The organism is Burkholderia orbicola, from assembly GCF_900100915.1.
GTDB classification, from domain to species: domain Bacteria; phylum Pseudomonadota; class Gammaproteobacteria; order Burkholderiales; family Burkholderiaceae; genus Burkholderia; species Burkholderia orbicola.
Genome location: NZ_FNKW01000001.1, coordinates 705,186 through 724,804, shown reverse-complemented (window position 1 = coordinate 724,804; position 19,619 = coordinate 705,186). Strand labels below are relative to the sequence as shown.

23 protein-coding genes are annotated in these 19,619 nt (G+C 66.0%); 13 read left to right on the top strand and 10 right to left on the bottom strand.

Going from position 1 to position 19,619, the window contains the following annotated elements; all coding sequences use genetic code 11:
- Nucleotides 1-21: 21 nt before the first annotated feature.
- The 3 genes from BLS50_RS03420 to BLS50_RS03410 all read left to right on the top strand — a co-directional run bounded on the left by BLS50_RS03420 (nt 22) and on the right by BLS50_RS03410 (nt 2,747).
- A complete protein-coding gene (locus BLS50_RS03420) occupies nt 22-816 on the top strand; it encodes a MetQ/NlpA family ABC transporter substrate-binding protein (protein ID WP_074800765.1) in 795 nt (264 codons plus the stop codon).
- 229 nt (nt 817-1,045) lie between these two features.
- Complete coding sequence (locus BLS50_RS03415; RefSeq protein ID WP_006496532.1) at nt 1,046-1,795, top strand: electron transfer flavoprotein subunit beta/FixA family protein; 750 nt, start codon at nt 1,046-1,048, stop codon at nt 1,793-1,795.
- 16 nt (nt 1,796-1,811) lie between these two features.
- Nucleotides 1,812-2,747, top strand: coding sequence for an electron transfer flavoprotein subunit alpha/FixB family protein (locus BLS50_RS03410; RefSeq protein ID WP_074800762.1), 936 nt, complete (start codon nt 1,812-1,814; stop codon nt 2,745-2,747).
- A 323-nt stretch (nt 2,748-3,070) separates the two neighbouring features.
- On the opposite strand, the gene BLS50_RS03405 is transcribed toward BLS50_RS03410, so the two are convergent.
- Nucleotides 3,071-4,357, bottom strand: a complete 1,287-nt coding sequence (locus tag BLS50_RS03405) for a D-amino acid dehydrogenase (RefSeq protein WP_074800758.1) — start codon at nt 4,355-4,357, stop codon at nt 3,071-3,073.
- A 145-nt stretch (nt 4,358-4,502) separates the two neighbouring features.
- Between BLS50_RS03405 and BLS50_RS03400 the strand changes: the two genes are divergently transcribed.
- Nucleotides 4,503-4,991, top strand: a complete 489-nt coding sequence (locus BLS50_RS03400) for an Lrp/AsnC ligand binding domain-containing protein (RefSeq protein ID WP_012492860.1) — start codon at nt 4,503-4,505, stop codon at nt 4,989-4,991.
- Nucleotides 4,992-5,081: 90 nt separating this feature from the next.
- Nucleotides 5,082-6,260 carry a PA0069 family radical SAM protein gene (locus BLS50_RS03395; RefSeq protein WP_074800756.1) on the top strand — a complete coding sequence of 393 codons (1,179 nt, stop codon included), beginning with the start codon at nt 5,082-5,084 and terminating at the stop codon, nt 6,258-6,260.
- A gap of 51 nt (nt 6,261-6,311) precedes the next feature.
- Here BLS50_RS03395 and BLS50_RS03390 read toward each other — a convergent pair whose 3' ends face one another.
- A complete protein-coding gene (locus BLS50_RS03390; protein ID WP_074800753.1) occupies nt 6,312-6,779 on the bottom strand; it encodes an NINE protein in 468 nt (155 codons plus the stop codon).
- Between the two features lie 111 nt (nt 6,780-6,890).
- Nucleotides 6,891-8,030, bottom strand: coding sequence for a PQQ-dependent sugar dehydrogenase (locus tag BLS50_RS03385; RefSeq protein WP_074800751.1), 1,140 nt, complete (start codon nt 8,028-8,030; stop codon nt 6,891-6,893).
- Nucleotides 8,031-8,182: 152 nt separating this feature from the next.
- Between BLS50_RS03385 and rpsP the strand changes: the two genes are divergently transcribed.
- From rpsP to BLS50_RS03355, 6 genes are all read left to right on the top strand, one after another.
- On the top strand, nt 8,183-8,437 hold the full coding sequence (rpsP, locus tag BLS50_RS03380; RefSeq protein ID WP_006476550.1) for a 30S ribosomal protein S16: 255 nt from the start codon (nt 8,183-8,185) through the stop codon (nt 8,435-8,437).
- A gap of 42 nt (nt 8,438-8,479) precedes the next feature.
- Nucleotides 8,480-9,157: a ribosome maturation factor RimM gene (gene rimM / locus BLS50_RS03375; RefSeq protein ID WP_023475838.1), complete on the top strand. Its 678-nt coding sequence runs from the start codon at nt 8,480-8,482 to the stop codon at nt 9,155-9,157.
- Nucleotide 9,158: 1 nt separating this feature from the next.
- Nucleotides 9,159-9,953 (top strand): tRNA (guanosine(37)-N1)-methyltransferase TrmD, encoded by a 795-nt coding sequence (trmD, locus tag BLS50_RS03370; RefSeq protein ID WP_006476548.1) that lies wholly within the window; start codon nt 9,159-9,161, stop codon nt 9,951-9,953.
- Nucleotides 9,954-10,086: 133 nt separating this feature from the next.
- A complete protein-coding gene (gene rplS, locus BLS50_RS03365) occupies nt 10,087-10,479 on the top strand; it encodes a 50S ribosomal protein L19 (RefSeq protein ID WP_006486838.1) in 393 nt (130 codons plus the stop codon).
- 87 nt (nt 10,480-10,566) lie between these two features.
- Nucleotides 10,567-11,253 carry a CoA pyrophosphatase gene (locus BLS50_RS03360; protein WP_011544902.1) on the top strand — a complete coding sequence of 229 codons (687 nt, stop codon included), beginning with the start codon at nt 10,567-10,569 and terminating at the stop codon, nt 11,251-11,253.
- A 120-nt stretch (nt 11,254-11,373) separates the two neighbouring features.
- Entirely contained in the window at nt 11,374-12,312 is a 939-nt protein-coding gene (locus BLS50_RS03355) for a CobD/CbiB family protein (protein ID WP_074800748.1), read from the top strand.
- A gap of 77 nt (nt 12,313-12,389) precedes the next feature.
- Here BLS50_RS03355 and BLS50_RS03350 read toward each other — a convergent pair whose 3' ends face one another.
- Genes BLS50_RS03350 through BLS50_RS03340 form a run of 3 tightly spaced genes read right to left on the bottom strand, consistent with a single transcriptional unit; the run spans nt 12,390 to nt 14,965 of the window.
- Entirely contained in the window at nt 12,390-12,707 is a 318-nt protein-coding gene (locus BLS50_RS03350) for a putative signal transducing protein (protein ID WP_011351362.1), read from the bottom strand.
- Nucleotides 12,708-12,767: 60 nt separating this feature from the next.
- Nucleotides 12,768-13,709, bottom strand: coding sequence for a ribosome small subunit-dependent GTPase A (rsgA, locus tag BLS50_RS03345; RefSeq protein WP_011544903.1), 942 nt, complete (start codon nt 13,707-13,709; stop codon nt 12,768-12,770).
- A complete protein-coding gene (locus tag BLS50_RS03340) occupies nt 13,706-14,965 on the bottom strand; it encodes a M48 family metallopeptidase (protein WP_074800746.1) in 1,260 nt (419 codons plus the stop codon). Before BLS50_RS03340 ends, rsgA begins: the two co-directional genes overlap by 4 nt.
- A gap of 126 nt (nt 14,966-15,091) precedes the next feature.
- Between BLS50_RS03340 and orn the strand changes: the two genes are divergently transcribed.
- Nucleotides 15,092-15,712 carry an oligoribonuclease gene (gene orn, locus BLS50_RS03335; RefSeq protein WP_006476541.1) on the top strand — a complete coding sequence of 207 codons (621 nt, stop codon included), beginning with the start codon at nt 15,092-15,094 and terminating at the stop codon, nt 15,710-15,712.
- Nucleotides 15,713-15,746: 34 nt separating this feature from the next.
- Here orn and mog read toward each other — a convergent pair whose 3' ends face one another.
- Nucleotides 15,747-16,355, bottom strand: coding sequence for a molybdopterin adenylyltransferase (gene mog / locus BLS50_RS03330; protein WP_011544905.1), 609 nt, complete (start codon nt 16,353-16,355; stop codon nt 15,747-15,749).
- Nucleotides 16,339-16,941, bottom strand: a complete 603-nt coding sequence (gene yjgA / locus BLS50_RS03325; RefSeq protein WP_279608411.1) for a ribosome biogenesis factor YjgA — start codon at nt 16,939-16,941, stop codon at nt 16,339-16,341. The genes mog and yjgA overlap by 17 nt, the downstream gene beginning before the upstream one ends.
- Nucleotides 16,942-17,068: 127 nt before the next feature.
- On the opposite strand from yjgA, the gene pmbA reads away from it, so the two are divergent.
- Nucleotides 17,069-18,439: a metalloprotease PmbA gene (gene pmbA / locus BLS50_RS03320; RefSeq protein ID WP_006476538.1), complete on the top strand. Its 1,371-nt coding sequence runs from the start codon at nt 17,069-17,071 to the stop codon at nt 18,437-18,439.
- Between the two features lie 85 nt (nt 18,440-18,524).
- Here the strand turns inward: pmbA and BLS50_RS03315 are convergent, their stop codons facing one another.
- Nucleotides 18,525-19,025 (bottom strand): dihydrofolate reductase, encoded by a 501-nt coding sequence (locus BLS50_RS03315; RefSeq protein ID WP_074800743.1) that lies wholly within the window; start codon nt 19,023-19,025, stop codon nt 18,525-18,527.
- 296 nt (nt 19,026-19,321) lie between these two features.
- Nucleotides 19,322-19,540 carry a hypothetical protein gene (locus BLS50_RS03310; protein WP_249190837.1) on the bottom strand — a complete coding sequence of 73 codons (219 nt, stop codon included), beginning with the start codon at nt 19,538-19,540 and terminating at the stop codon, nt 19,322-19,324.
- Between the last annotated feature and the right edge of the window lie 79 nt (nt 19,541-19,619).

Below are 19,619 nucleotides of genomic sequence, written 5' to 3'. Positions count from 1 at the left end.
CGATCCGACAGGGGAGAAACGATGCAACGACGCTTCATGCTGAAATTCGCGGCGGCGCTGGGCGCGGCCGCGCTGTTCGCGGGCGCGCATGCCCAGGCCGAAACCATCAAGGTCGGCGTGACGGGCGGCCCGCACGCGCAGATCATGGAAGTGGTGAAGAAGGTCGCGGCGAAGGACGGCCTGGAGATCCGCATCGTCGAATTCTCCGATTACGTGCAGCCGAACGCCGCGCTCGCGTCGGGCGACCTCGACGCGAACAGCTACCAGCACGATCCGTATCTGCAGGCGCAGGTGAGGGACCGCGGCTACAAGCTGATCAAGGTCGCCGATACCGTCACGTTCCCGATGGGCATCTACTCGAAGCGCGTGAAGTCGCTGGCCGAACTGAAGCCGGGCGCGCGCGTCGCGGTCCCGAACGATCCGACCAACGGCGGCCGCGCGCTGCTGTTGCTGCAGAAGCAGGGGCTGCTGAAGCTGCGCGCGGATGCGGGGCTGAAGGCGACGCCGCTCGATATCGTCGACAATCCGCGCAAGCTGAAGATCGTCGAACTCGACGCGGCGCAGATTCCGCGCTCGCTCGGCGACGTCGACGCGGCCGCGATCAATACCAATTACGCGATGGAAGCGGGGTTGAAACCGAAGCAGGACGCGATCGCGATCGAGGGCCCGAGCGGCCCGTACGCGAACATCCTCGCGATCCGTGAGGCGGACCGGAACAAGCCGTGGGTCGCCAAGCTGATTGCGGCGTATCACTCGGCCGACGTGAAGCAGTTCATCGAAGGCAAGTTCGGCGGCGCGGTCATCGCCGCCTGGTAACGGGGCGGAGCAGGGGACGCCCGGCGGGATTAGAGTCGATGATCGAAAACCCGGGCTTTGCGTCCGGGTTTTTTCTCTTTTAAAATAGAACGACCGTTCGCTATCATTGGCGCGTCGCCAAGAAGCGGTATCCTCGACAACCATCATGGTTGGGTCCGCCTGGCCGCGCAGTCATGAGGCCTCGCTATAAAATGGCCTCTGGTCGTATTCGTAACTTTGGAGCGTGTGCATGAAAATCCTGGTGCCAGTGAAAAGAGTGGTCGATTACAACGTGAAGGTCCGCGTGAAGTCGGACAACACGGGCGTCGACATCGCGAACGTGAAGATGTCGATGAACCCGTTCGACGAAATCGCCGTTGAAGAAGCGGTGCGCCTCAAGGAAGCAGGCGTCGCGACCGAAGTGATCGCGGTGTCGGTGGGCGTCACGCAAGCGCAGGAAACGCTGCGCACGGCGCTCGCGATCGGCGCGGATCGCGCGATCCTCGTCGAGTCGAACGACAGCGTCGAGCCGCTGGCCGTCGCGAAGATCCTGAAAGCGCTGGTCGACAAGGAACAGCCGCAGCTGGTGATCCTCGGCAAGCAGGCGATCGACGACGATTCGAACCAGACGGGCCAGATGCTGGCTGCGCTGGCAGGTCTCCCGCAAGCGACGTTCGCGTCGAAGGTGACGGTGGCCGACGGCAAGGCAACGGTGGCACGCGAAGTCGACGGCGGCGCGGAAACGCTGTCGCTGACGCTGCCGGCGGTCGTGACGACCGACCTGCGCCTGAACGAGCCGCGCTACGTGACGCTGCCGAACATCATGAAGGCGAAGAAGAAGCCGCTGGAAACCGTGAAGCCGGAAGACCTCGGTGTGGACGTCGCGCCGCGTCTGAAGACGCTGAAGGTGGTCGAGCCGCCGAAGCGCGCAGCCGGCGTGAAGGTGCCGGACGTGAAGACGCTGGTCGAGAAGCTGAAGACCGAAGCCAAGGTGCTGTAAGAGGGAGCGGAAAGAAATGACGATTCTGGTGATTGCAGAACACGACAACGCGTCGATCAAGGCCGCGACGCTGAACACGGTGGCGGCGGCCGCGAAGATTGGCGGCGACATCCACGTGCTGGTCGCGGGCCACAACGCGCAAGCGGCTGCCGACGCGGCAGCGAAGATCGCAGGTGTCTCGAAGGTGCTGCTGGCCGACGCGCCGCAACTGGCCGAAGGTCTGGCGGAAAACGTCGAGGCGACCACACTGAACATCGCGAAGGACTACTCGCATATCCTCGCGCCGGCGACGGCCTACGGCAAGAACATCGCGCCGCGTATCGCCGCGAAGCTGGACGTCGCGCAGATCTCGGACATCACGGCAGTCGATTCGGCCGACACGTTCGAGCGCCCGATCTACGCGGGCAACGCGATCGCGACGGTGCAGTCGAGCGACCCGATCAAGGTCATCACGGTGCGTGCAACGGGCTTCGATCCGGTGGCAGCGGAAGGCGGCAGCGCATCGGTCGACAAGATCGAAGCAGCGGCAGACGCCGGCAAGTCGCAGTTCGTGAGCCGTGAGGTAACGAAGCTGGACCGTCCGGAACTGACGTCGGCGAGCATCATCGTGTCGGGCGGCCGCGGTCTGGGCAGCGGCGAGAACTACACGAAGGTGCTGGAGCCGCTGGCCGACAAGTTGTCGGCAGCGCTCGGCGCATCGCGCGCGGCAGTCGACGCCGGCTACGTGCCGAACGACTACCAGGTCGGCCAGACCGGCAAGATCGTCGCGCCGCAGCTGTACATCGCGGTCGGTATCTCGGGTGCGATCCAGCATCTGGCCGGCATGAAGGATTCGAAGGTGATCGTCGCGATCAACAAGGATCCGGAGGCACCGATCTTCAGCGTGGCCGATTACGGCCTCGTCGGCGATCTGTTCTCGCTCGTGCCGGAGCTCGTGACCGAGCTCGGCTGATGCGGCGTGACGCTTCGGCGGTAAGCATGTAGCACGAGGGGCGCGATGAGCGCCCCTTTTTGTTGTGTCATCGCTGAAGAGGCGCGTGCGTCGTTCTCCCGGACGATCCGCGATTGCCCGGTGCCGAGCGGAACGCATCGTCGTGCACGTATGTCCGTTCGATAGCGTCGATTCGCCCGACGCGCGACAAGCGCCATGCACAAGTCGGCTGAAGCCTCGTGCCGAGCGGGCGCTCGCACGCGCAGTCGCCGAAACGAAAAAAGCGCCCGAGGGCGCCTTTTTCGCTGATGCAACGAGCCCGCACCGCCGCGGGCCGTTCCGATTTACGCGTAGGCCGGGCGTGTCTGGCCGGGCGCGTCCTTCAGGTAACGATGCACCGACAGGTCGTCGGCCTGGATTGCCGGCTTCTTCCCGGAGATCAGGTCGGCGAGCAGTTGGCCCGAGCCGCACGACATCGTCCAGCCGAGCGTGCCGTGGCCGGTGTTCAGGAACAGGTTCGACACCGGCGTGCGGCCGACGATCGGCGTGCCGTCCGGGGTCATCGGGCGCAGGCCCGTCCAGAACGTGGCCTTCGACGTGTCGCCGCCGCCCGGGAACAGGTCGTTTACGCACATCTCGAGCGTCTCGCGGCGCGCCGCGCGCAGCGTCTTGTCGAAGCCGACGATTTCCGCCATGCCGCCGACGCGGATGCGCTGGTCGAAGCGCGTGATCGCGATCTTGTAGGTCTCGTCGAGCACGGTCGATACGGGCGCGGCCGCTGCGTCGACGATCGGCGCGGTGATCGAATAGCCCTTCAGCGGATAGACGGGGATCTTCATCAGGTTCGAGACGAAGTTCGTCGAGTACGAGCCGAGCGCGACGACGTACGCATCCGCGCGCACCGTCTCGCTGCCGCACTGCACGCCGGCGATCTTGCCGCCCGCGATCGCGAGCGCATCGATCGGCGTGTTGTAGCGGAACTTGACGCCGAGCGATTCGGCGAGCGCGGCGAGGCGCGTCGTGAACAGCTGGCAATCGCCCGTTTCGTCGCCCGGCAGGCGCAGGCCGCCCGTCAGCTTGTGCGAGACGGCGGCGAGGGCCGGTTCGGCATGCTTCAGTTCGGCCGGCGACAGCAGTTCGAACGGCACGTTCGCTTCCTGCAGCACGGCGATGTCCTTCGCCGCGCCGTCGAGCTGCTGCTGCGTGCGGAACAGTTGCAGCGTGCCGCCCGTGCGGCCTTCGTACTGGATGCCGGTATCGGCGCGCAGCGCCTGCAGGCAGTCGCGGCTGTATTCGGCGAGACGGACCATCCGGCCCTTGTTGACTGCATAGCGCTCGGCCGTGCAGTTGCGCAGCATCTGAGCCATCCACTGGAGCTGGAAGCGCGTGCCGTCGAGGCGGATCGCGAGCGGCGCATGCTTTTCGAACATCCATTTGACGGCCTTCAGCGGCACGCCGGGCGCGGCCCACGGCGCCGCATAGCCGGGCGAGATCTGGCCTGCGTTCGCGAAACTCGTCTCCAGCGCCGGGCCGGCTTCCCGGTCGATCACCGTGACTTCATGGCCGGCGCGCGCAAGGTAATACGCGCTTGCCACGCCCACTACACCGCTGCCCAGAATGACGACTCGCATAGCTGCTCCAGATCGAAGGAATCAGGTCGAGGCCGGGCGCACCTGCGGCTCCGTGTAACCTCTAGCTGATCTAGTTTTTTGCGCTATGGTATTGTCGAATGTGCAGTTTTTGTTATTGTATTTTTCTGGTTTTCAGCATAAACAAATGAGAACGCAACGTCAGCCCGTACGCTCGCTCGACAAGCTCGACCGGCGCATCCTGAAACTGCTCCAGGACGACGGCCGGATGGCGATGAAAGACCTCGCGGAACAGGTCGGCCTGACCGTCACGCCGTGCATCGAGCGCGTGAGGCGCATGGAGCGCGACGGCGTGATCACCGGCTATCACGCGCGGGTCGATCCGGGCCAGTTGGGGGCCGCGCTGCTGGTGTTCGTCGAGATCACGCTCGGCCACAAGGGCGGCAACATGTTCGAGCAATTCCGCCGGGAAGTGATGAAGATCGACGAGGTGCTCGAATGCCATCTCGTCTCCGGCGATTTCGACTACCTGATCAAGGCGCGGATCGGGGAGATGGCTGACTACCGGAAACTGCTGGGCGACATCCTGCTGCAGTTGCCGGGCGCCGTGCAGTCGAAGAGCTATGTCGTGATGGAGGAAATCAAGGAAACGCTGACGATCGCCGTCGGCGAGTAACGCGACGGCGGTTCGCCGTCGGGCCCTTTATCCCGCCCTTGGCATGCTGCACCCAATACTGTATAAATATACAGTATTGGGTGCAGGCGAATGGGTGGGCACATGGACGATCGGTCCGACAACGAATTTCCGATAGCGCCGCCCGTGCCCCGCAAGGGGCGCGGTGCGGTCGACAACCTGCAGGGGCGGTATGAGCTCGCGCAGCGCGAAGCCGTGGACGACGGCTGGACGCACGCGTCCGATGACGCCGATTTCCCCGCGCCGCTGCGCACGCAGGTATTCGAGGAGCGGGCGAAGAGCATCCTGACGCGTAACCAGTCGCCCGATATTCCGTTCAGCGTGTCGCTCAATCCGTATCGCGGCTGCGAGCACGGTTGTATCTACTGCTTCGCGCGGCCTACGCACAGCTACCTCGGGCTGTCGCCGGGGCTCGATTTCGAAAGCCGCATCTACGCGAAGGTGAACGCGGCCGAACTGCTCGAGCGCGAGATTTCGCGCAAGCGCTACGTGCCGGAGCCGATCGCGCTCGGCGTCAATACCGACGCGTACCAGCCGGTCGAGCGCGACCTGCGCATCACGCGCAGCGTGATCCAGGTGATGCACGATCGCGGGCTGCCGTTCGCGGCGATCACGAAGTCGTCGCTGATCGAGCGCGATCTCGACCTGCTCGCGCCGATGGCCGAACGCGGGCAGGTGATGGCGGCGGTCACGATCACGACGCTCGATGCCGAGCTCGCGCGCACGCTCGAGCCGCGCGCGGCCACCCCGGCGCGGCGGTTGCGCACGATCCGTGCACTGCGCGATGCAGGCGTGCCGGTCGGCGTGAGCATCGCACCGGTGATCCCGTTCGTGACCGAGCCCGACATGGAGCGCGTGCTGGAGGCCTGCGCGGAAGCCGGCGCGACGCATGCGAGCTACATCATCCTGAGGTTGCCGTGGGAGGTTGCGCCGCTGTTCAAGCAGTGGCTTGCCGCGCATTTTCCCGATCGTGCGGAGCGCGTGATGAACCGCGTGCGCGACATGCGCGGCGGCAAGGATTACGACTCGGATTTCTCGAAACGGATGAAGGGGGAGGGGATCTGGGCCGACCTGTTGCGGCAGCGCTTCCGTCAGGCGGTCAAGCGGCTCGGGTTGAACGAACGCACGAACGGCATTCTCGATCTGTCGCGGTTCAGCGGTGCGCCGGGCGCCGCGGTGCCGGCGCCGCGTGTCGCGGTTCGTGCAGCCGGCGCGAAGTCGCGCGACGACATGCAGTTGAACCTGTTCTGACCAGCAGGCAACGCAGTTGCCGGCGAGCCGTATCGACCGTATTGGTCGTGCTTACTGCGAAATCTGCTTGGCTGCTTCGACCTGCGATTCGAAGTATGTCTGGAACGACAGCGCGAGCGCGGTCATCAACAGGAACGCGCCGATCAGCAGCGAGAAAATCACGACGAAGATCACCGTCCAGCCCGACTTGCTGTGCTTGCCGGTGTCCGCGTTGAATTGCGCATCCCATTTTTCGTCGGGGCGCAGCCCGTAGACGAGTGCGGCGAGAAATGCCGCCAGCAGCGAGATGGCGCCGGGTACCGCGAGCCACCAGCCAAGGCCGGCGCTGCGCTGGGTTGCGGCGAGCAGCAGGAAGCCCGGGATGCCGACGATCGTGGCGAACAAGTGGGCCCAGCCGTACACGTCGCGGAAACCGTACAGATAGAAGCGGTGTGCGCCGATCGACCCGAGCAGGAACGCGAGGGCGGCGGTGAGCGTCTTGGAGCGGAAGCGGCGGGGCGATGCGGTGCTGCTGGACATGGATGGCGGCGTGTTGTCGTTGGCATGGGCGGGGCCGGCAGGCCGGCGCGGGCGCGCGGCCCGGCACGCATTCTACGATGCCCGGTCGGGCCCGGTCACCCCTCGGCTGCGTCAAGGTGCCGCATAAGTCACGCGGTAGATCGCGCCCGCGTAATCGTCGCTGACGAGCAGCGATCCGTCCGGCAGCGGCAATACATCGGCCGGGCGTCCCCATACCGTGCCGTCGGGCCTCAGCCATCCCGTGACGAACGGTGTCTGCTGCGCGTGGCTGCCGTCCGCCGAGACGACCACGCGCATCACGCGGTAGCCGACCTTCGTGCTGCGGTTCCACGAGCCGTGTTCGGCAATGAAGACATTGTTGCGATACGACGCCGGAAACATCGGCCCGGTGTAGAAGCGCATCCCGAGCGCCGCGACGTGCGCGCCGAGTTTCAGGACGGGCGGCACATAACGTCGGCAGACGTCGGCGCTGCCGAATTCGGGGTCGGGCGTATCGCCGCCGTGGCAGTATGGAAAGCCGAAATCGAGGCCGGCGCGCGGCGCGCGGTTCAGCTTGTCGTCCGGTACGTCGTCGCCCATCATGTCGCGCCCGTTGTCGGTGAACCACAGCTCGCCCGAATCGGGGTGCCATGCAAAGCCGACCGTATTGCGTATGCCGCGGGCGACCACTTCGCGCCCGCTGCCGTCGGCATTCATCCGCGCGATGATCGCGTAGCGATTGCGATCGGGGAGGCAGACATTGCACGGCGCGCCGGTCGGCACGTACAGCTTGCCGTCGGGGCCGAACGCGATGAATTTCCAGCCGTGATGGTGGTCGGTCGGCAGCGCATCGGTCACGACGACGGGGGCGGGCGGTTTTGCGAGCCGGTCGTCGATATGATCGAGGCGCAGGATGCGCGAGACGGCGGATATATAGAGGGCGCCGTCGCGGTAGGCGACGCCGACGGGCAGGTCGAGCCCGGACGCGACGACATAGTGCGCATTGATCCGGCCCTCGTGCATGACGAACGCGTGGACGCGGCCGTCCCGCGAGCCGACATACAGGATGCCGCTTGGCGACCACGCCATTTCGCGCGCGGCCGGGACGGCGTCGGTCAGCACGTCTATATGGAAGCCGGGCGGCACGACGAGTTCGTTCACCGGCAGCGGCGCGGCAAACGCCGGTGCGGACGCGAGGCAGGCAAGGCCGGCCAGCAGCGCCGCGACTTGGCGCTGGACGCGGTGCATCGGGGTGGCGCGAAGGGGCGGCATGACGGTCGGGAACGTCCTGGACACGACGATTGTATGCCCGGCGGACGGGCCGTCCGCGGTTTTTTACGCGTAAGTGTTTGTTGTACCTCTGGTTTCCGGCTATAATCGCGTGTTTCAGTAGTTTCGAACCCGGTTTTCCCGAAGGACATCATATGGTTATCATCCGTCTGGCTCGTGGCGGCTCGAAGAAGCGCCCGTTCTACAACATCGTTGCTACCGATTCGCGCAACCGTCGTGACGGCCGCTTCATCGAGCGCGTCGGCTTCTACAACCCGGTCGCCACGAAGGGCGAATCGCTGCGTATCGCTCAGGATCGCCTGACGTACTGGCAAGGCGTTGGCGCGCAACTGTCGCCGACCGTCCAGCGTCTCGTGAAGGAAGCGCAAAAGGCGCAACCGGCTGCCTAACATGGCACGGTGTGCCGGTCGTGCCGGCTGTGAGGTGCATTGATGGCGGGTCACGATTCCGGTAATGCAAGGCGCGGGCGTGCGTCATTCGGCGCATTCGTCCGCAAACCGGTCGAGCGCGACTCGGTCGCGAACGCCGGTCAGGCTGTCGAACAAGGCAGTCCCGAAGCGACGCAGGCCTGGCCCGACGATGCCGTCGAGGTCGGGGCGGTGGTCGACGCCTACGGCCTGAAGGGCTGGGTCAAGGTGGCGACGCATGCCGATGCCGGTCGCGGCGGCGACGCGCTGCTCAACGCGCGTCGCTGGTGGCTGGAACGCGGTGCGGAGCGGCTTTCCGTCCGCATCATGCAGTCGAAGACGCACAGCGACACTGTCGTTGCGCAACCCGCGGGCGTCAGCGACCGCGATGCTGCGCTGTCCATGCGCGGTTTTCGCGTGTTCGTGCGCCGGGAAGATTTCCCGGCACTCGCCGCGGACGAATTCTATTGGGTCGACCTGATCGGTCTCGAGGTCGTCAACGAGCAATCGGTGGCGCTCGGGAAGGTGAGCGGGATGATCGACAACGGCGTGCATTCGATCATGCGTGTCGAGTATCCGGCAACCGGCAAAGACGGTCAGCCGACCACCGACGAGCGGTTGATTCCGTTCGTCGGCGTCTACGTCAAAACGGTGGATCAGGCGGCGCGTCGCATCGTCGTCGACTGGGAAGCCGATTACTGAAATGAACCAGGTTACCGAGAGCGCGGTGCAGTTCGACGTCGTCACGCTCTTTCCCGAGATGTTCCGTGCACTGACCGACTGGGGAATCACCAGCCGGGCCGTCAAGCAGGGGCGCTTCGGGCTGCGCACCTGGAACCCGCGTGATTTCACGACGGACAACTACCGCACGGTCGACGATCGTCCGTACGGCGGTGGTCCGGGCATGGTGATGCTGGCCAGGCCTCTCGAAGCCGCAATCGACGCGGCGAAAGCGGCGCAGGCGGAGCAGGGAATCGCGAGCACGCGCGTCGTGATGATGTCGCCGCAAGGCGCGCCGCTCACGCACGATCGCGCGGTGCGAATGGCGCAGGAACCCGGCGTCGTCGTGCTGTGCGGTCGCTACGAAGCGATCGACCAGCGCCTGCTCGACCGTTGCGTCGACGAGGAAATCAGCCTCGGCGATTTCGTGCTGTCAGGCGGCGAGCTGCCGGCGATGGCGATGATGGATGCAGTCGTGCGGTTGCTGCCCGGCGTGCTGAACGATTCGTTGTCGGCCGTGCAGGACAGCTTCGCCGATGGCCTGCTCGATTGTCCGCACTACACGCGCCCCGAGGAATACGACGGCGTGCGCGTGCCGGACGTGCTGCTCGGCGGGCATCATGCCGAGATCGAGAAGTGGCGGCGCCAGGAAGCATTGAGGAATACGTTGCGGAAGCGGCCGGACCTGATCGTCCGCGCGCGCCGCGAAAAGTTGTTGAGCCGGGCCGACGAGGCCTGGCTCGCGAACCTCGCACGCGAAGCGAAGGACGCCTCCTGAGGCGGCTGCGCGAGCGGGAATTGGCGGTGCCGTACATGCGTGTGCGGCGCCTGATGTGAATCCATCCTCTATCGGGGCCAGGCCTGGAAGCAGGCGGGTGTCAACGCCGACACGATGGCATAAGGAGTCAGTAATGAATCTGATCGCAAAACTTGAGCAGGAAGAAATCGAGCGCGCGCTCGCCGGCAAGACCATCCCCGATTTCGCCCCGGGCGACACGGTGATCGTGAACGTGAACGTGGTTGAAGGTAACCGCAAGCGCGTTCAGGCTTACGAAGGCGTCGTGATCGCGATTCGCAATCGTGGTCTGAACTCGAACTTCATCGTCCGCAAGATCTCGTCGGGCGAAGGCGTCGAGCGTACGTTCCAGACGTACTCGCCGCTGCTGGCAAGCATCGTCGTGAAGCGTCGCGGTGATGTGCGTCGTGCGAAGCTGTACTACCTGCGCGAGCGTTCGGGCAAGTCGGCTCGTATCAAGGAAAAGCTGGTGTCGAAGGATCGCGCCGCAGCAGCTTCCCAAGAGTAAGAGCTGTAAGGAAAAAGCACCCAGCCGGGTGCTTTTTTCATTCTGGCGCGACAATATGCTCGATACGACACGAACCCGAGAGCCCCATTGAATCGCCGCCCCATCATCGATCCCGAAGTCTTGCCGGTCGAAGGCACCGGTGCCGGTCTGCCTGTCATCGATTCCCGGTTGCTGACGCCGTCCGGCCTGCGCGAACGTTTCGCACGCACGCTCGAATGGAGCGTCGAGCCCGGCGAGGCGAGGCTGCAGGAGGGCGTCGATCCGCGTAGCGCGGCCGTTCTCGTGCCGCTCGTCGTCCGCGAGTCGGGCCTCACCGTGCTGCTGACGCAGCGCGCCGATCACCTGAACGACCACGCCGGGCAAATCAGTTTTCCCGGCGGCCGTCGCGAGCCGTTCGACCGCGATGCGACAGCCACCGCGCTGCGCGAGGCGAAGGAAGAGATCGGGCTGGACGCCGAACGCGTCGAGATTCTCGGTGTGCTGCCCGACTACCTGACCGGCACGGGTTTCTGCGTGACGCCGGTCGTCGGCCTCGTGCATCCGCCGTTCACCGTACAGGCCGACACCTTCGAAGTCGCCGAGATTTTCGAAGTGCCGCTCGCGTTCGTGATGAATCCCGCGAACCATCAGGTCCGCGTGTTCCGGTGGGAAGGCGGCGAGCGTCGTTTTTTTGCCATGCCCTATCCGAACGGCGAGCCGGACGGGCATTACTTCATCTGGGGCGCAACTGCCGCCATGTTTCGCAATCTGTATCGCTTCTTGGCCGCCGGCTAGGCGGGCGTGCCGGCTGGCGCGTGCGAGCTGCCGTCGGGCCACCGCACCGGCAGCCATGCGCGGCTGACGCTGTGCTATCGTTATGCAAAAAATGACATAACTCCGAAGACGGCGCCACGCATGACTTTCTTTTCGGTTCTCCTCGCTCTCATCATCGAACAGGTCCGCGCGTTGTCGCCGAGCAATCCGGTGTTCGCGCTGTTCCAGTTTCATGCGGAAACCGTCGCGCATGGCCTCGACGCCGGCAAGCAGAAACACGGGCTTCTCGCATGGCTCGCGGTCGTGCTGCCGTGGGTGCTGATCGTCGCGCTGATCTATTTCCTGCTGTACAAGGTGAGCTTCGTGCTCGCGTTCCTGTGGAACGTCGCCGTCGTGTATTTCACGCTAGGCTTCCGTCAGTTCAGCCACTACTTCACCGATATCCATCTCGCGCTCAACAACGACGACGTACCGCGCGCGCGTGAAATCCTGCACGAGTGGACGGGTATCGACACGGTCGACATGCCGGTCGGCGAGATCGTCCGCCATACGCTGATCCATGCGGTCGTCGCGTCGCATCGCCACGTCTTCGGCGTGTTCTTCTGGTACGTGCTGCCGCTCGGCCCGGCCGGCGCCGTGCTGTACCGGATTTCCGAATACCTCGCGCGCAGCTGGTCGACGCCGGGCGAGGACCACACGGCCGCGTTCTCGACGTTCGCGCAGCGCGCGTTCTTCGTGATCGACTGGATTCCGTCCCGACTGACGGCGCTCGGTTTCGCGATCGTCGGCAATTTCGAGGATGCGATCTACGCGTGGCGCAACCATACACGCCAGTGGCCCGACCCGAACGACGGTGTACTGCTGGCCGCCGGCAGCGGGGCGCTCGGCGCGCGTCTCGCGGGGCCGCTCGCGGAACCGTCGAGCCTCGATGCGCTGGCGGTTGGCGATAGCGGTCCGTTGACGGTTGGTGACGATTGCACGCCGCGCACGCTGCAGTCGGCGGTCGGCCTCGTGTGGCGAGCGGTGATTCTGTGGATGATCCTGCTGTTGATGCTGACGCTGGCAGTCTGGGTATCGTGACGCGCTAGCGCAGCGCGCGACGAAATGAAAAGGCCGGCTCGATGCCGGCCTTTTCGCTGTGCGCCAGGATAGTACGTTCAGTCATCGAGCGGGTCGCGCACGGCGCCGCATTGCCAGCACGCGGTGAATTGCGCTTCGAGCGCTTCGCCGCATTGCCGGCAGCGCCAGGGCGCCGCGCCCGCCGACGGGCCGTGCGACGCGGCATCGAGCAGCCGGCGGGCGAGCGCGTCGTCACGTTCGTCGTCGAGCCACAGCTCGGGCGTGCATGCATCGGCGGGCAGGCCGCCGAGCGCGCCGGTCGCGTAGCAGTTGTGCAGCTCGCAACCGATGCCGGCCACCTGGAGCACGTTGGCCCAATGCTGCGCGGTCGCGAGGTCGGGTGCCTTGAAACGCATCGCGGCTCCTGTCGATGAAGGCCTGCCGCCGGCCGGCCGGCCGTCGCACACGTCGCGCGGTCAGCGGACGATCTGGCTCGCCTCGTGCACGAGCTGCGCGTACAGCGCGTGCCGCGACGGCGCGATGCGGCCGTCGGCGACGGCTTCGAGGATCGCGCAGCCGGGCTCGTGCAGATGATGACAATTATAGAAACGGCAGTCCGCGAGCAGCGGCCGGAATTCCGGAAACGCGCGTTCGAGGCGGCCTTCCGTCAAGTGGTAGAGGCCGAATTCCTGGAAGCCCGGCGAATCGATCAGCGCACCGCCGCCTTCCAGCGGGTACAGGCGCGTGAACGTCGTCGTGTGACGGCCGCTGTTGAGCGCGGCCGAAATCTCGCGGGTCGCGGCTTCGGCATCGGGCACGAGCAGGTTCACGAGCGTCGATTTGCCCATCCCGGACTGGCCGAGCAGGATCGTCGAATGGCCGGCCAGGTGGGGCATCAACTGCGCGCGTGCATCGTCCGGCGCACCTTTCACCGACAGCTCGAGCACGTCGTAGCCGAGCGCGCGGTACGGCGCAAGACGCTCTCGCGCGACCGGCAGCGCGGCCTCGACGTCGATCTTGTTCAGCACGACGAGCGGCTTCAGCTCGTTCGCTTCGGCGGCGATCAGCGCACGGCCGAGCAGATCCTCGCTGAAATAGGGCTCGGTCGCGAGCACGATCAGCAACTGGTCGAGGTTTGCCGCGAACAGCTTCGACTTGAACTGGTCGGAGCGGTACAGCAGGTTACGCCGTTCGCCGATCTCCACGATCACGCCCTGGTCGGCCGACGCGAGTTCGTATGCGACGCGGTCGCCGACCGCGATGTCGCTCTTCTTGCCGCGCGGGAAGCATTGCAGCATCGGGCCGCCGTCGTCGGGGGCGACGATGTAGTGGCGGCCGTGCGCCGCGATCACGCGGCCTTCGGCCCGTTGCGCGCCCGATGCGCGCGGGGCCGGCTTGCGGGAAGTCGGCCGGCTCATGCGTGCTGCAGCAGGCGGTCGATCCGCTGCGACGCGGGCGGATGCGAGTAGTAGAAAGCCGTGTAGACGGGGTCGGGCGTCAGCGTCGACGCGTTGTCCTCGTAGAGTTTCACGAGCGCGCTGACGAGATCCTGCGCGTCGGTCTGGCTGGCCGCGAACGCGTCGGCCTCGAATTCGTGCTTGCGCGACGTCAGGCTGCTGAACGGCGTCGCGAAGAACAGGAATACCGGAATCGCGAGGAAGAACAGGATGAGCGCGGCGCCCGCGTTGCTGGTGTCGAGCGACGGCGTGACGCCGAGCCCCGTGTAGAACCACGTGCGTTGCGCGAGCCAGCCGAGCAGCGCGAGCAGCACGAGGCTCAGCACGAACGACACGAGCATCCGCTTCATCACGTGGCGGCGCTTGAAGTGGCCGAGTTCGTGCGCGAGTACGGCTTCGATCTCCTGGCCGGACAGGCGCGCGAGCAGCGTGTCGAAGAACACGATCCGCTTCGATGCGCCGAAGCCCGTGAAATACGCGTTGCCGTGCGCGGAGCGGCGGCTGCCGTCCATCACGAACAGCCCCTTCGCCGCAAAGCCGCAGCGCTTCATCAGCGACTCGATGCGCGAGCGCAGCGCGTCGTCCTTCAGCGGCTCGAACTTGTTGAAAAGCGGCGCGATGAAGGTCGGGTAGATCAGCAGCACGAGCATCTGGAACGCGACCCACACGATCCAGGTCCACAGCCACCACAGGCTGCCGGCCTGGTTCATCAGCCACAGCACGACGAACAGCAGCGGCAGGCCGAGCACGGCGCCGAGCAGCGAATTCTTCAGCATGTCGGTGAAGAACAGCCGCTTCGTCATCCGGTTGAAGCCGAAACGCTGCTCGATGCCGAACTGGCGGTAATACTCGAACGGCACGTCGATCACGCCCGTGATCACGAGCACTGCGGCGACCAGCGCGACCTGCTGCCCGTAGCCGCGGCCAAGCCAGCCGGTCAGCAGCATGTCGAGCGCGCCGACGCCGCCGAGCAGCGTGAGGCCGACCAGCACGGCCGCGCTGACGACGATCTCGAGCATCGTCAGCCGGGTGCGCTCGACCGTGTAGTCGGCCGCGCGCTGGTGGGCGGTCAGCGGGATGGTGGCGCTGAATTGCGCGGGCACGCCGTTGCGGTGCGCGGCGACGAAGCGGATCTGCCGCGACGCGAGCCACAGCTTGGTGACGACCATCGCGAGTACGGCGATCGCGAACAGCAGGGTGAACGAAAAGGGTGACATCGAAGGCGCCAAAGGGTTCTATGCGAGAATTATATGTTCTTGCGGACCGGCCCCGCTGATGCGATGCCGGCCGCCCGGGCGGCGCTGCATCGGCGAGGCCCGGTCCGCCATTTGCCAGGATGAATCATGACCGATACCGCCGCTTCCGCCAGCCAGCCCGCGCTCGTGCGCAACGAGTTGAACCTCGTCTGGCTCGACATGGAGATGACGGGCCTCGACCCGGATAACGACCGCATCATCGAGATCGCGGTCGTCGTGACCAATTCCACGCTCGACATCGCCGTCGAGGGCCCGGTGTTCGCGATCCACCAGAGCGACGAGACGCTCGCGAAGATGGACGACTGGAACAAGTCGACGCACGGCCGCTCGGGCCTGATCGACCGCGTGCGCGCATCGACCGTGACCGAGGCGGAAGCCGCCGCGCAGTTGCAGGCGTTCCTCGCGCAGTACGTGTCGCCCGGCAAGTCGCCGATGTGCGGCAACTCGATTTGCCAGGACCGCCGCTTCATGGCGCGCTGGATGCCGGAATTCGAGCGATTCTTCCACTACCGTAACCTCGACGTCAGCACGCTCAAGGAGCTGTGCCGCCGCTGGCAGCCGGCCATCTACAAGGGTTTCCAGAAGCGGGCGATGCACACGGCGCTCGCGGACATCCACGAGTCGATCGACGAGCTGAAGTACTACCGCGAGCATTTCCTGATTCCGGCCGCGTCGGTGTCGGCAGGCGAGTCCGCGCCGGCCGCCTGAGCGGGCCGGCACGCGCGCCGCGCTCGGTCAACGCTCAGCGCCGCGCGCTTTTCGGCCGGAACGCCGCGACCACCGCGGCGTCGGTCTCGATATACGGGCCGCCGATCAGGTCGATGCAGTACGGCACCGCCGCGAAGATGCCGGGCACGGTCGACTTGCCGTCGGCATCGCGCAGCCCTTCGAGCGTTTCCCGGATCGACTTCGGCTGGCCGGGCAGGTTGATGATCAGCGCCGCATGGTCGGCCGTTTCGCGGATCACCGCGACCTGCCGTGACAGGATCGCGGTCGGCACGAAATTCAGGCTGATCTGCCGCATCTGTTCGCCGAATCCCGGCATTTCCTTCGTCGCCACGGCCAGCGTGGCCTCGGGCGTCACGTCGCGGCGCGCGGGGCCGGTGCCGCCCGTCGTCAGCACGAGGTCGCAGCCGGCGACGTCGACGAGTTCGGTCAGCGTGGCCGAGATCGTCGGCGCGTCGTCCTGGATCAGGCGCGTTTCGGCGCGCCACGGCGAAACCAGCGTGCCGGCGAGCCATTCCTGCAGCGCCGGAATGCCCTTGTCTTCGTAGACCCCCGTACTCGCGCGGTCGCTGATCGACACGAGGCCGACCACGAGCTCGTCCGGATGGTTACGCTTCGTCGTCATGGTCGTCTCCGGCGTCGTCGGCCGCTTCGTCGTCGCTGTCGGACGCGCCGCCCGCGGCCTTGATCCACTGGAACAGCTCGCGGAAATAGCGCGGCGGCTTGCCTTGCTGCGCTTCCTTGCGCGCGTTGCGGATCAGCGTACGGCCTTCCTGGATGTCGGCGTCGGGGTGCTGGCGCAGGAATTCGGTCAGCGCGTCGTCGCTCGCGAGCAGCTGCTCGCGCGTGCGCTCGATCCAGTGCAGGCGGGCGGTGGCGGCCTTGTTCACGCCGCGTTGCGCGTCGAGCGCGGTGCGCAGCGCGGCCGTTTCGTCGTCGGTCAGCGAGCGCATCACGCGGCCGACGTACTGGAGCTGGCGGCGCTTGCCTTCGTGATCGGTGATCCGGCGGGCTTCGCGCACGGCGTCCCCGAGACTTTCGGGCATCGGCATGCGCTTCAGTGCGTCTTTCGGCAGGTCGACGAGCGCCTGGCCGAGCACCTGCAGCTCGTGCATTTCGCGCTTCAACTGGGATTTGCTGGGGCGATCGTAGCCGTTGTCGTCGTCCTCGACGGCAGGTTCGATCGGCTGGATTCGGGTTTTGCGTGTCATGGGCGGCATTGTATCGCGGCGCGGACACCCCAAGCTTGTCTGTGTCCGGCCCCGGACCTTGCTATGATCGCGGGATACGCAACATTTTGACCATGCGGGCGCCCGCCCGCCACCGGATACCAAGACGATGGCAGCCAATCTCGACGTACAAGCGCGCTATTTCCCGCACACGCAGGACCAGCTCAAGGAAATCGCGTCGGACATCCTTCGCCATGCGAAGGCGCTCGGCGCGACCGACGCCGCGACCGAAATCTCCGAGGGCGACGGCCTGTCGGTGTCGGTGCGCCGCGGCGAAGTCGAAACGATCGAGCACAACCGCGACAAGATGGTCGGCGTCACCGTGTTCATCGGCAAGAAGCGCGGCAACGCGAGCACGTCGGACTTCTCGCCGGCCGCGATCAAGGATACCGTCGCCGCCGCGTACAACATCGCGCGCTTCACGGCCGAGGACGAAGCGGCCGGCCTCGCCGAAGCCGAGCTGCTCGAAACCGACCCGCGCGACCTCGACCTGTACCACCCGTGGGCGCTGAGCGCCGACGAGGCCGTCGAGCTCGCCCGCCGCGCGGAAGACGCCGCGTTCGCGGTCAGCCCGCAGATTCGCAATTCGGAAGGCGCGAGCGTGTCGGCGCAGCACTCGCAGTTCGTGCTCGCGACGTCGCGCGGCTTCCTCGCCGGCTATCCGTACTCACGCCACTACATCGCATGCGCGCCGATCGCGGGTAGCGGCCGTCACATGCAGCGCGACGACTGGTATTCGTCGAAGCGCAGCGCGATCGATCTCGCCGCGCCCGAAGCGGTGGGCCGTTACGCGGCCGAACGCGCGCTTGCGCGGATGGGCGCGCGCCGTCTCGACACGCGCAAGGTGCCCGTGCTGTTCGAGGCGCCGCTCGCGGCCGGCCTGCTCGGTGCATTCGTGCAGGCGGTGAGCGGCGGTGCGCTGTATCGCAAGACGTCGTTCCTTGTCGACAGCCTCGGCAAGCCGGTGTTCGCGCCGCACATCCAGGTCGTCGAGGATCCGCACGTGCCGCGCGCGATGGGCAGCGCGCCGTTCGACGAGGAAGGCGTGCGCACGCGGGCGCGCAGCGTCGTGAAGGACGGTGTCGTCGAAGGCTATTTCCTGTCGACCTATTCGGCACGCAAGCTCGGCACGCAAACCACCGGCAACGCGGGCGGCTCGCACAACCTCGCGCTGCGCAGCTCGAACACGCAGGCGGGCGACGATTTCGACGCGATGCTGAAGAAGCTCGGCACGGGCCTGCTGCTGACCGAGCTGATGGGGCAGGGCGTGAACTACGTGACGGGCGACTATTCGCGCGGCGCGGCGGGCTTCTGGGTGGAGAACGGCGTGATCCAGTATCCGGTCGAGGAAATCACCGTTGCCAGCACGCTGCAGGAGATGTTCCGCCATATCGTCGCGATCGGTGCGGATTCGCTCGTGCGCGGCACGAAGGAAACCGGCTCGGTGCTGATCGAGCAGATGACGATCGCAGGGCAGTAAGCCGCACGCGGCGCAGGCCGCCAGGAAACGACAAAGCCCGACCGGCGCGAGCCGGTCGGGCTTTTTTCATCGTGCGAAGAAGTCGTCAGTCGCGCTTGCGCGTGTAGACGACGAACGCATAGCCGAACGTATTGGGCGCGGCAGCCTGATGCGCGTCGCGCGAGATTTCCTGCCACTGCGCGGCATCGGGCGCCGGGAACGATGCGTCGCCGTCGAAGTCGGCGTCGATCTCGGTGACGATCAGCTTGTCGGCGAGCATGAGACCTTCCGCATAGAGTTGCGCACCGCCGATCAGGAATGCCTCGGGCACCCCGTCGCGCGCGGCGAGCGCCAGCGCGTCGGCGAGCGACGTGACCGTGTCGCAGCCTTCGAAACGGCGCGTGGCGTCGCGCGTGACGACGATGTTGCGGCGGCCCGGCAGCGGACGGCCGATCGACTCGTGGGTCTTGCGGCCCATCACGATCGGCGCGCCCATCGTCGTGCGCTTGAAGAACGCGAGATCCTCCGGAAGTTTCCAGGGCAACTGGTTGTCGCGGCCGATGATGCCGTTGCGGGCACGCGCGACGATCAGGGTCAACGTCGTCATGAAGGTCGGGGAAGAGGGGAAACGGAATGGGGCCGATTTTACCGGAACGGTGGCGCGCACCGGATTTCCCGCATCCACATGGGCGTCGGCGCTTCTTGTGCGATGCGCCGTGCGTCGCGACGCGTGATGTCTCGCGTCGCGACGACCGTCCGAATAAAAAGAGTGCCCGCCGGGGGACGGAGCACAAAAACGTTTTATGTCGCGAGATCGGCGATACCGGTTCCGCTCGATGGCATCCCGTTCGACCGGATCGTCAGTTCAATATGTCATCCTGATTGAATTGAGGCGGCGAATATTCAGGGATGCGTATTGCCTCGCGCGTTGCCTTCCAGAGCATGCCGGATGTCGCCCGATTGCGGCGCCGGTAGCGGCATCGGCAACAGGGGCGGCGGCGGGAGCTCGTCCCACAGCGTCACGGAGGCCTGGGCGGCCGGCAACGGTTGCGGCGCCGACACGGTCACGATACCGAACCCGTTGCCGTGCGCGACGCTCGACGTGTTTTCGGCAACCAACATGGTGCGATCCGGCTGCATGCCTTCGTCCGCGCATGCCGGTGCGGGCGGGCCGGCGGCCGACAACACAAGCGTCATCGGC

Bases quoted from the DNA above. Each gene is read 5' to 3' on its own strand.
- rplS (WP_006486838.1), top strand. From the start codon at position 10,087: ATGAATCTGATCGCAAAACTTGAGCAGGAAGAAATCGAGCGCGCGCTC.
- rpsP (WP_006476550.1), top strand. From the start codon at position 8,183: ATGGTTATCATCCGTCTGGCTCGTGGCGGCTCGAAGAAGCGCCCGTTC.
- BLS50_RS03410 (WP_074800762.1), top strand. From the start codon at position 1,812: ATGACGATTCTGGTGATTGCAGAACACGACAACGCGTCGATCAAGGCC.
- BLS50_RS03350 (WP_011351362.1), bottom strand. From the start codon at position 12,707: ATGCGTTTCAAGGCACCCGACCTCGCGACCGCGCAGCATTGGGCCAAC.
- BLS50_RS03355 (WP_074800748.1), top strand. From the start codon at position 11,374: ATGACTTTCTTTTCGGTTCTCCTCGCTCTCATCATCGAACAGGTCCGC.
- rsgA (WP_011544903.1), bottom strand. From the start codon at position 13,709: ATGAGCCGGCCGACTTCCCGCAAGCCGGCCCCGCGCGCATCGGGCGCG.
- orn (WP_006476541.1), top strand. From the start codon at position 15,092: ATGACCGATACCGCCGCTTCCGCCAGCCAGCCCGCGCTCGTGCGCAAC.
- pmbA (WP_006476538.1), top strand. From the start codon at position 17,069: ATGGCAGCCAATCTCGACGTACAAGCGCGCTATTTCCCGCACACGCAG.
- BLS50_RS03395 (WP_074800756.1), top strand. From the start codon at position 5,082: ATGGGTGGGCACATGGACGATCGGTCCGACAACGAATTTCCGATAGCG.
- BLS50_RS03315 (WP_074800743.1), bottom strand. From the start codon at position 19,025: ATGACGACGTTGACCCTGATCGTCGCGCGTGCCCGCAACGGCATCATC.
- BLS50_RS03400 (WP_012492860.1), top strand. From the start codon at position 4,503: ATGAGAACGCAACGTCAGCCCGTACGCTCGCTCGACAAGCTCGACCGG.
- yjgA (WP_279608411.1), bottom strand. From the start codon at position 16,941: ATGACACGCAAAACCCGAATCCAGCCGATCGAACCTGCCGTCGAGGAC.
- mog (WP_011544905.1), bottom strand. From the start codon at position 16,355: ATGACGACGAAGCGTAACCATCCGGACGAGCTCGTGGTCGGCCTCGTG.
- BLS50_RS03405 (WP_074800758.1), bottom strand. From the start codon at position 4,357: ATGCGAGTCGTCATTCTGGGCAGCGGTGTAGTGGGCGTGGCAAGCGCG.
- BLS50_RS03420 (WP_074800765.1), top strand. From the start codon at position 22: ATGCAACGACGCTTCATGCTGAAATTCGCGGCGGCGCTGGGCGCGGCC.
- BLS50_RS03340 (WP_074800746.1), bottom strand. From the start codon at position 14,965: ATGTCACCCTTTTCGTTCACCCTGCTGTTCGCGATCGCCGTACTCGCG.
- BLS50_RS03390 (WP_074800753.1), bottom strand. From the start codon at position 6,779: ATGTCCAGCAGCACCGCATCGCCCCGCCGCTTCCGCTCCAAGACGCTC.
- BLS50_RS03310 (WP_249190837.1), bottom strand. From the start codon at position 19,540: ATGTTGGTTGCCGAAAACACGTCGAGCGTCGCGCACGGCAACGGGTTC.
- rimM (WP_023475838.1), top strand. From the start codon at position 8,480: ATGGCGGGTCACGATTCCGGTAATGCAAGGCGCGGGCGTGCGTCATTC.
- trmD (WP_006476548.1), top strand. From the start codon at position 9,159: ATGAACCAGGTTACCGAGAGCGCGGTGCAGTTCGACGTCGTCACGCTC.
- BLS50_RS03385 (WP_074800751.1), bottom strand. From the start codon at position 8,030: ATGCCGCCCCTTCGCGCCACCCCGATGCACCGCGTCCAGCGCCAAGTC.
- BLS50_RS03415 (WP_006496532.1), top strand. From the start codon at position 1,046: ATGAAAATCCTGGTGCCAGTGAAAAGAGTGGTCGATTACAACGTGAAG.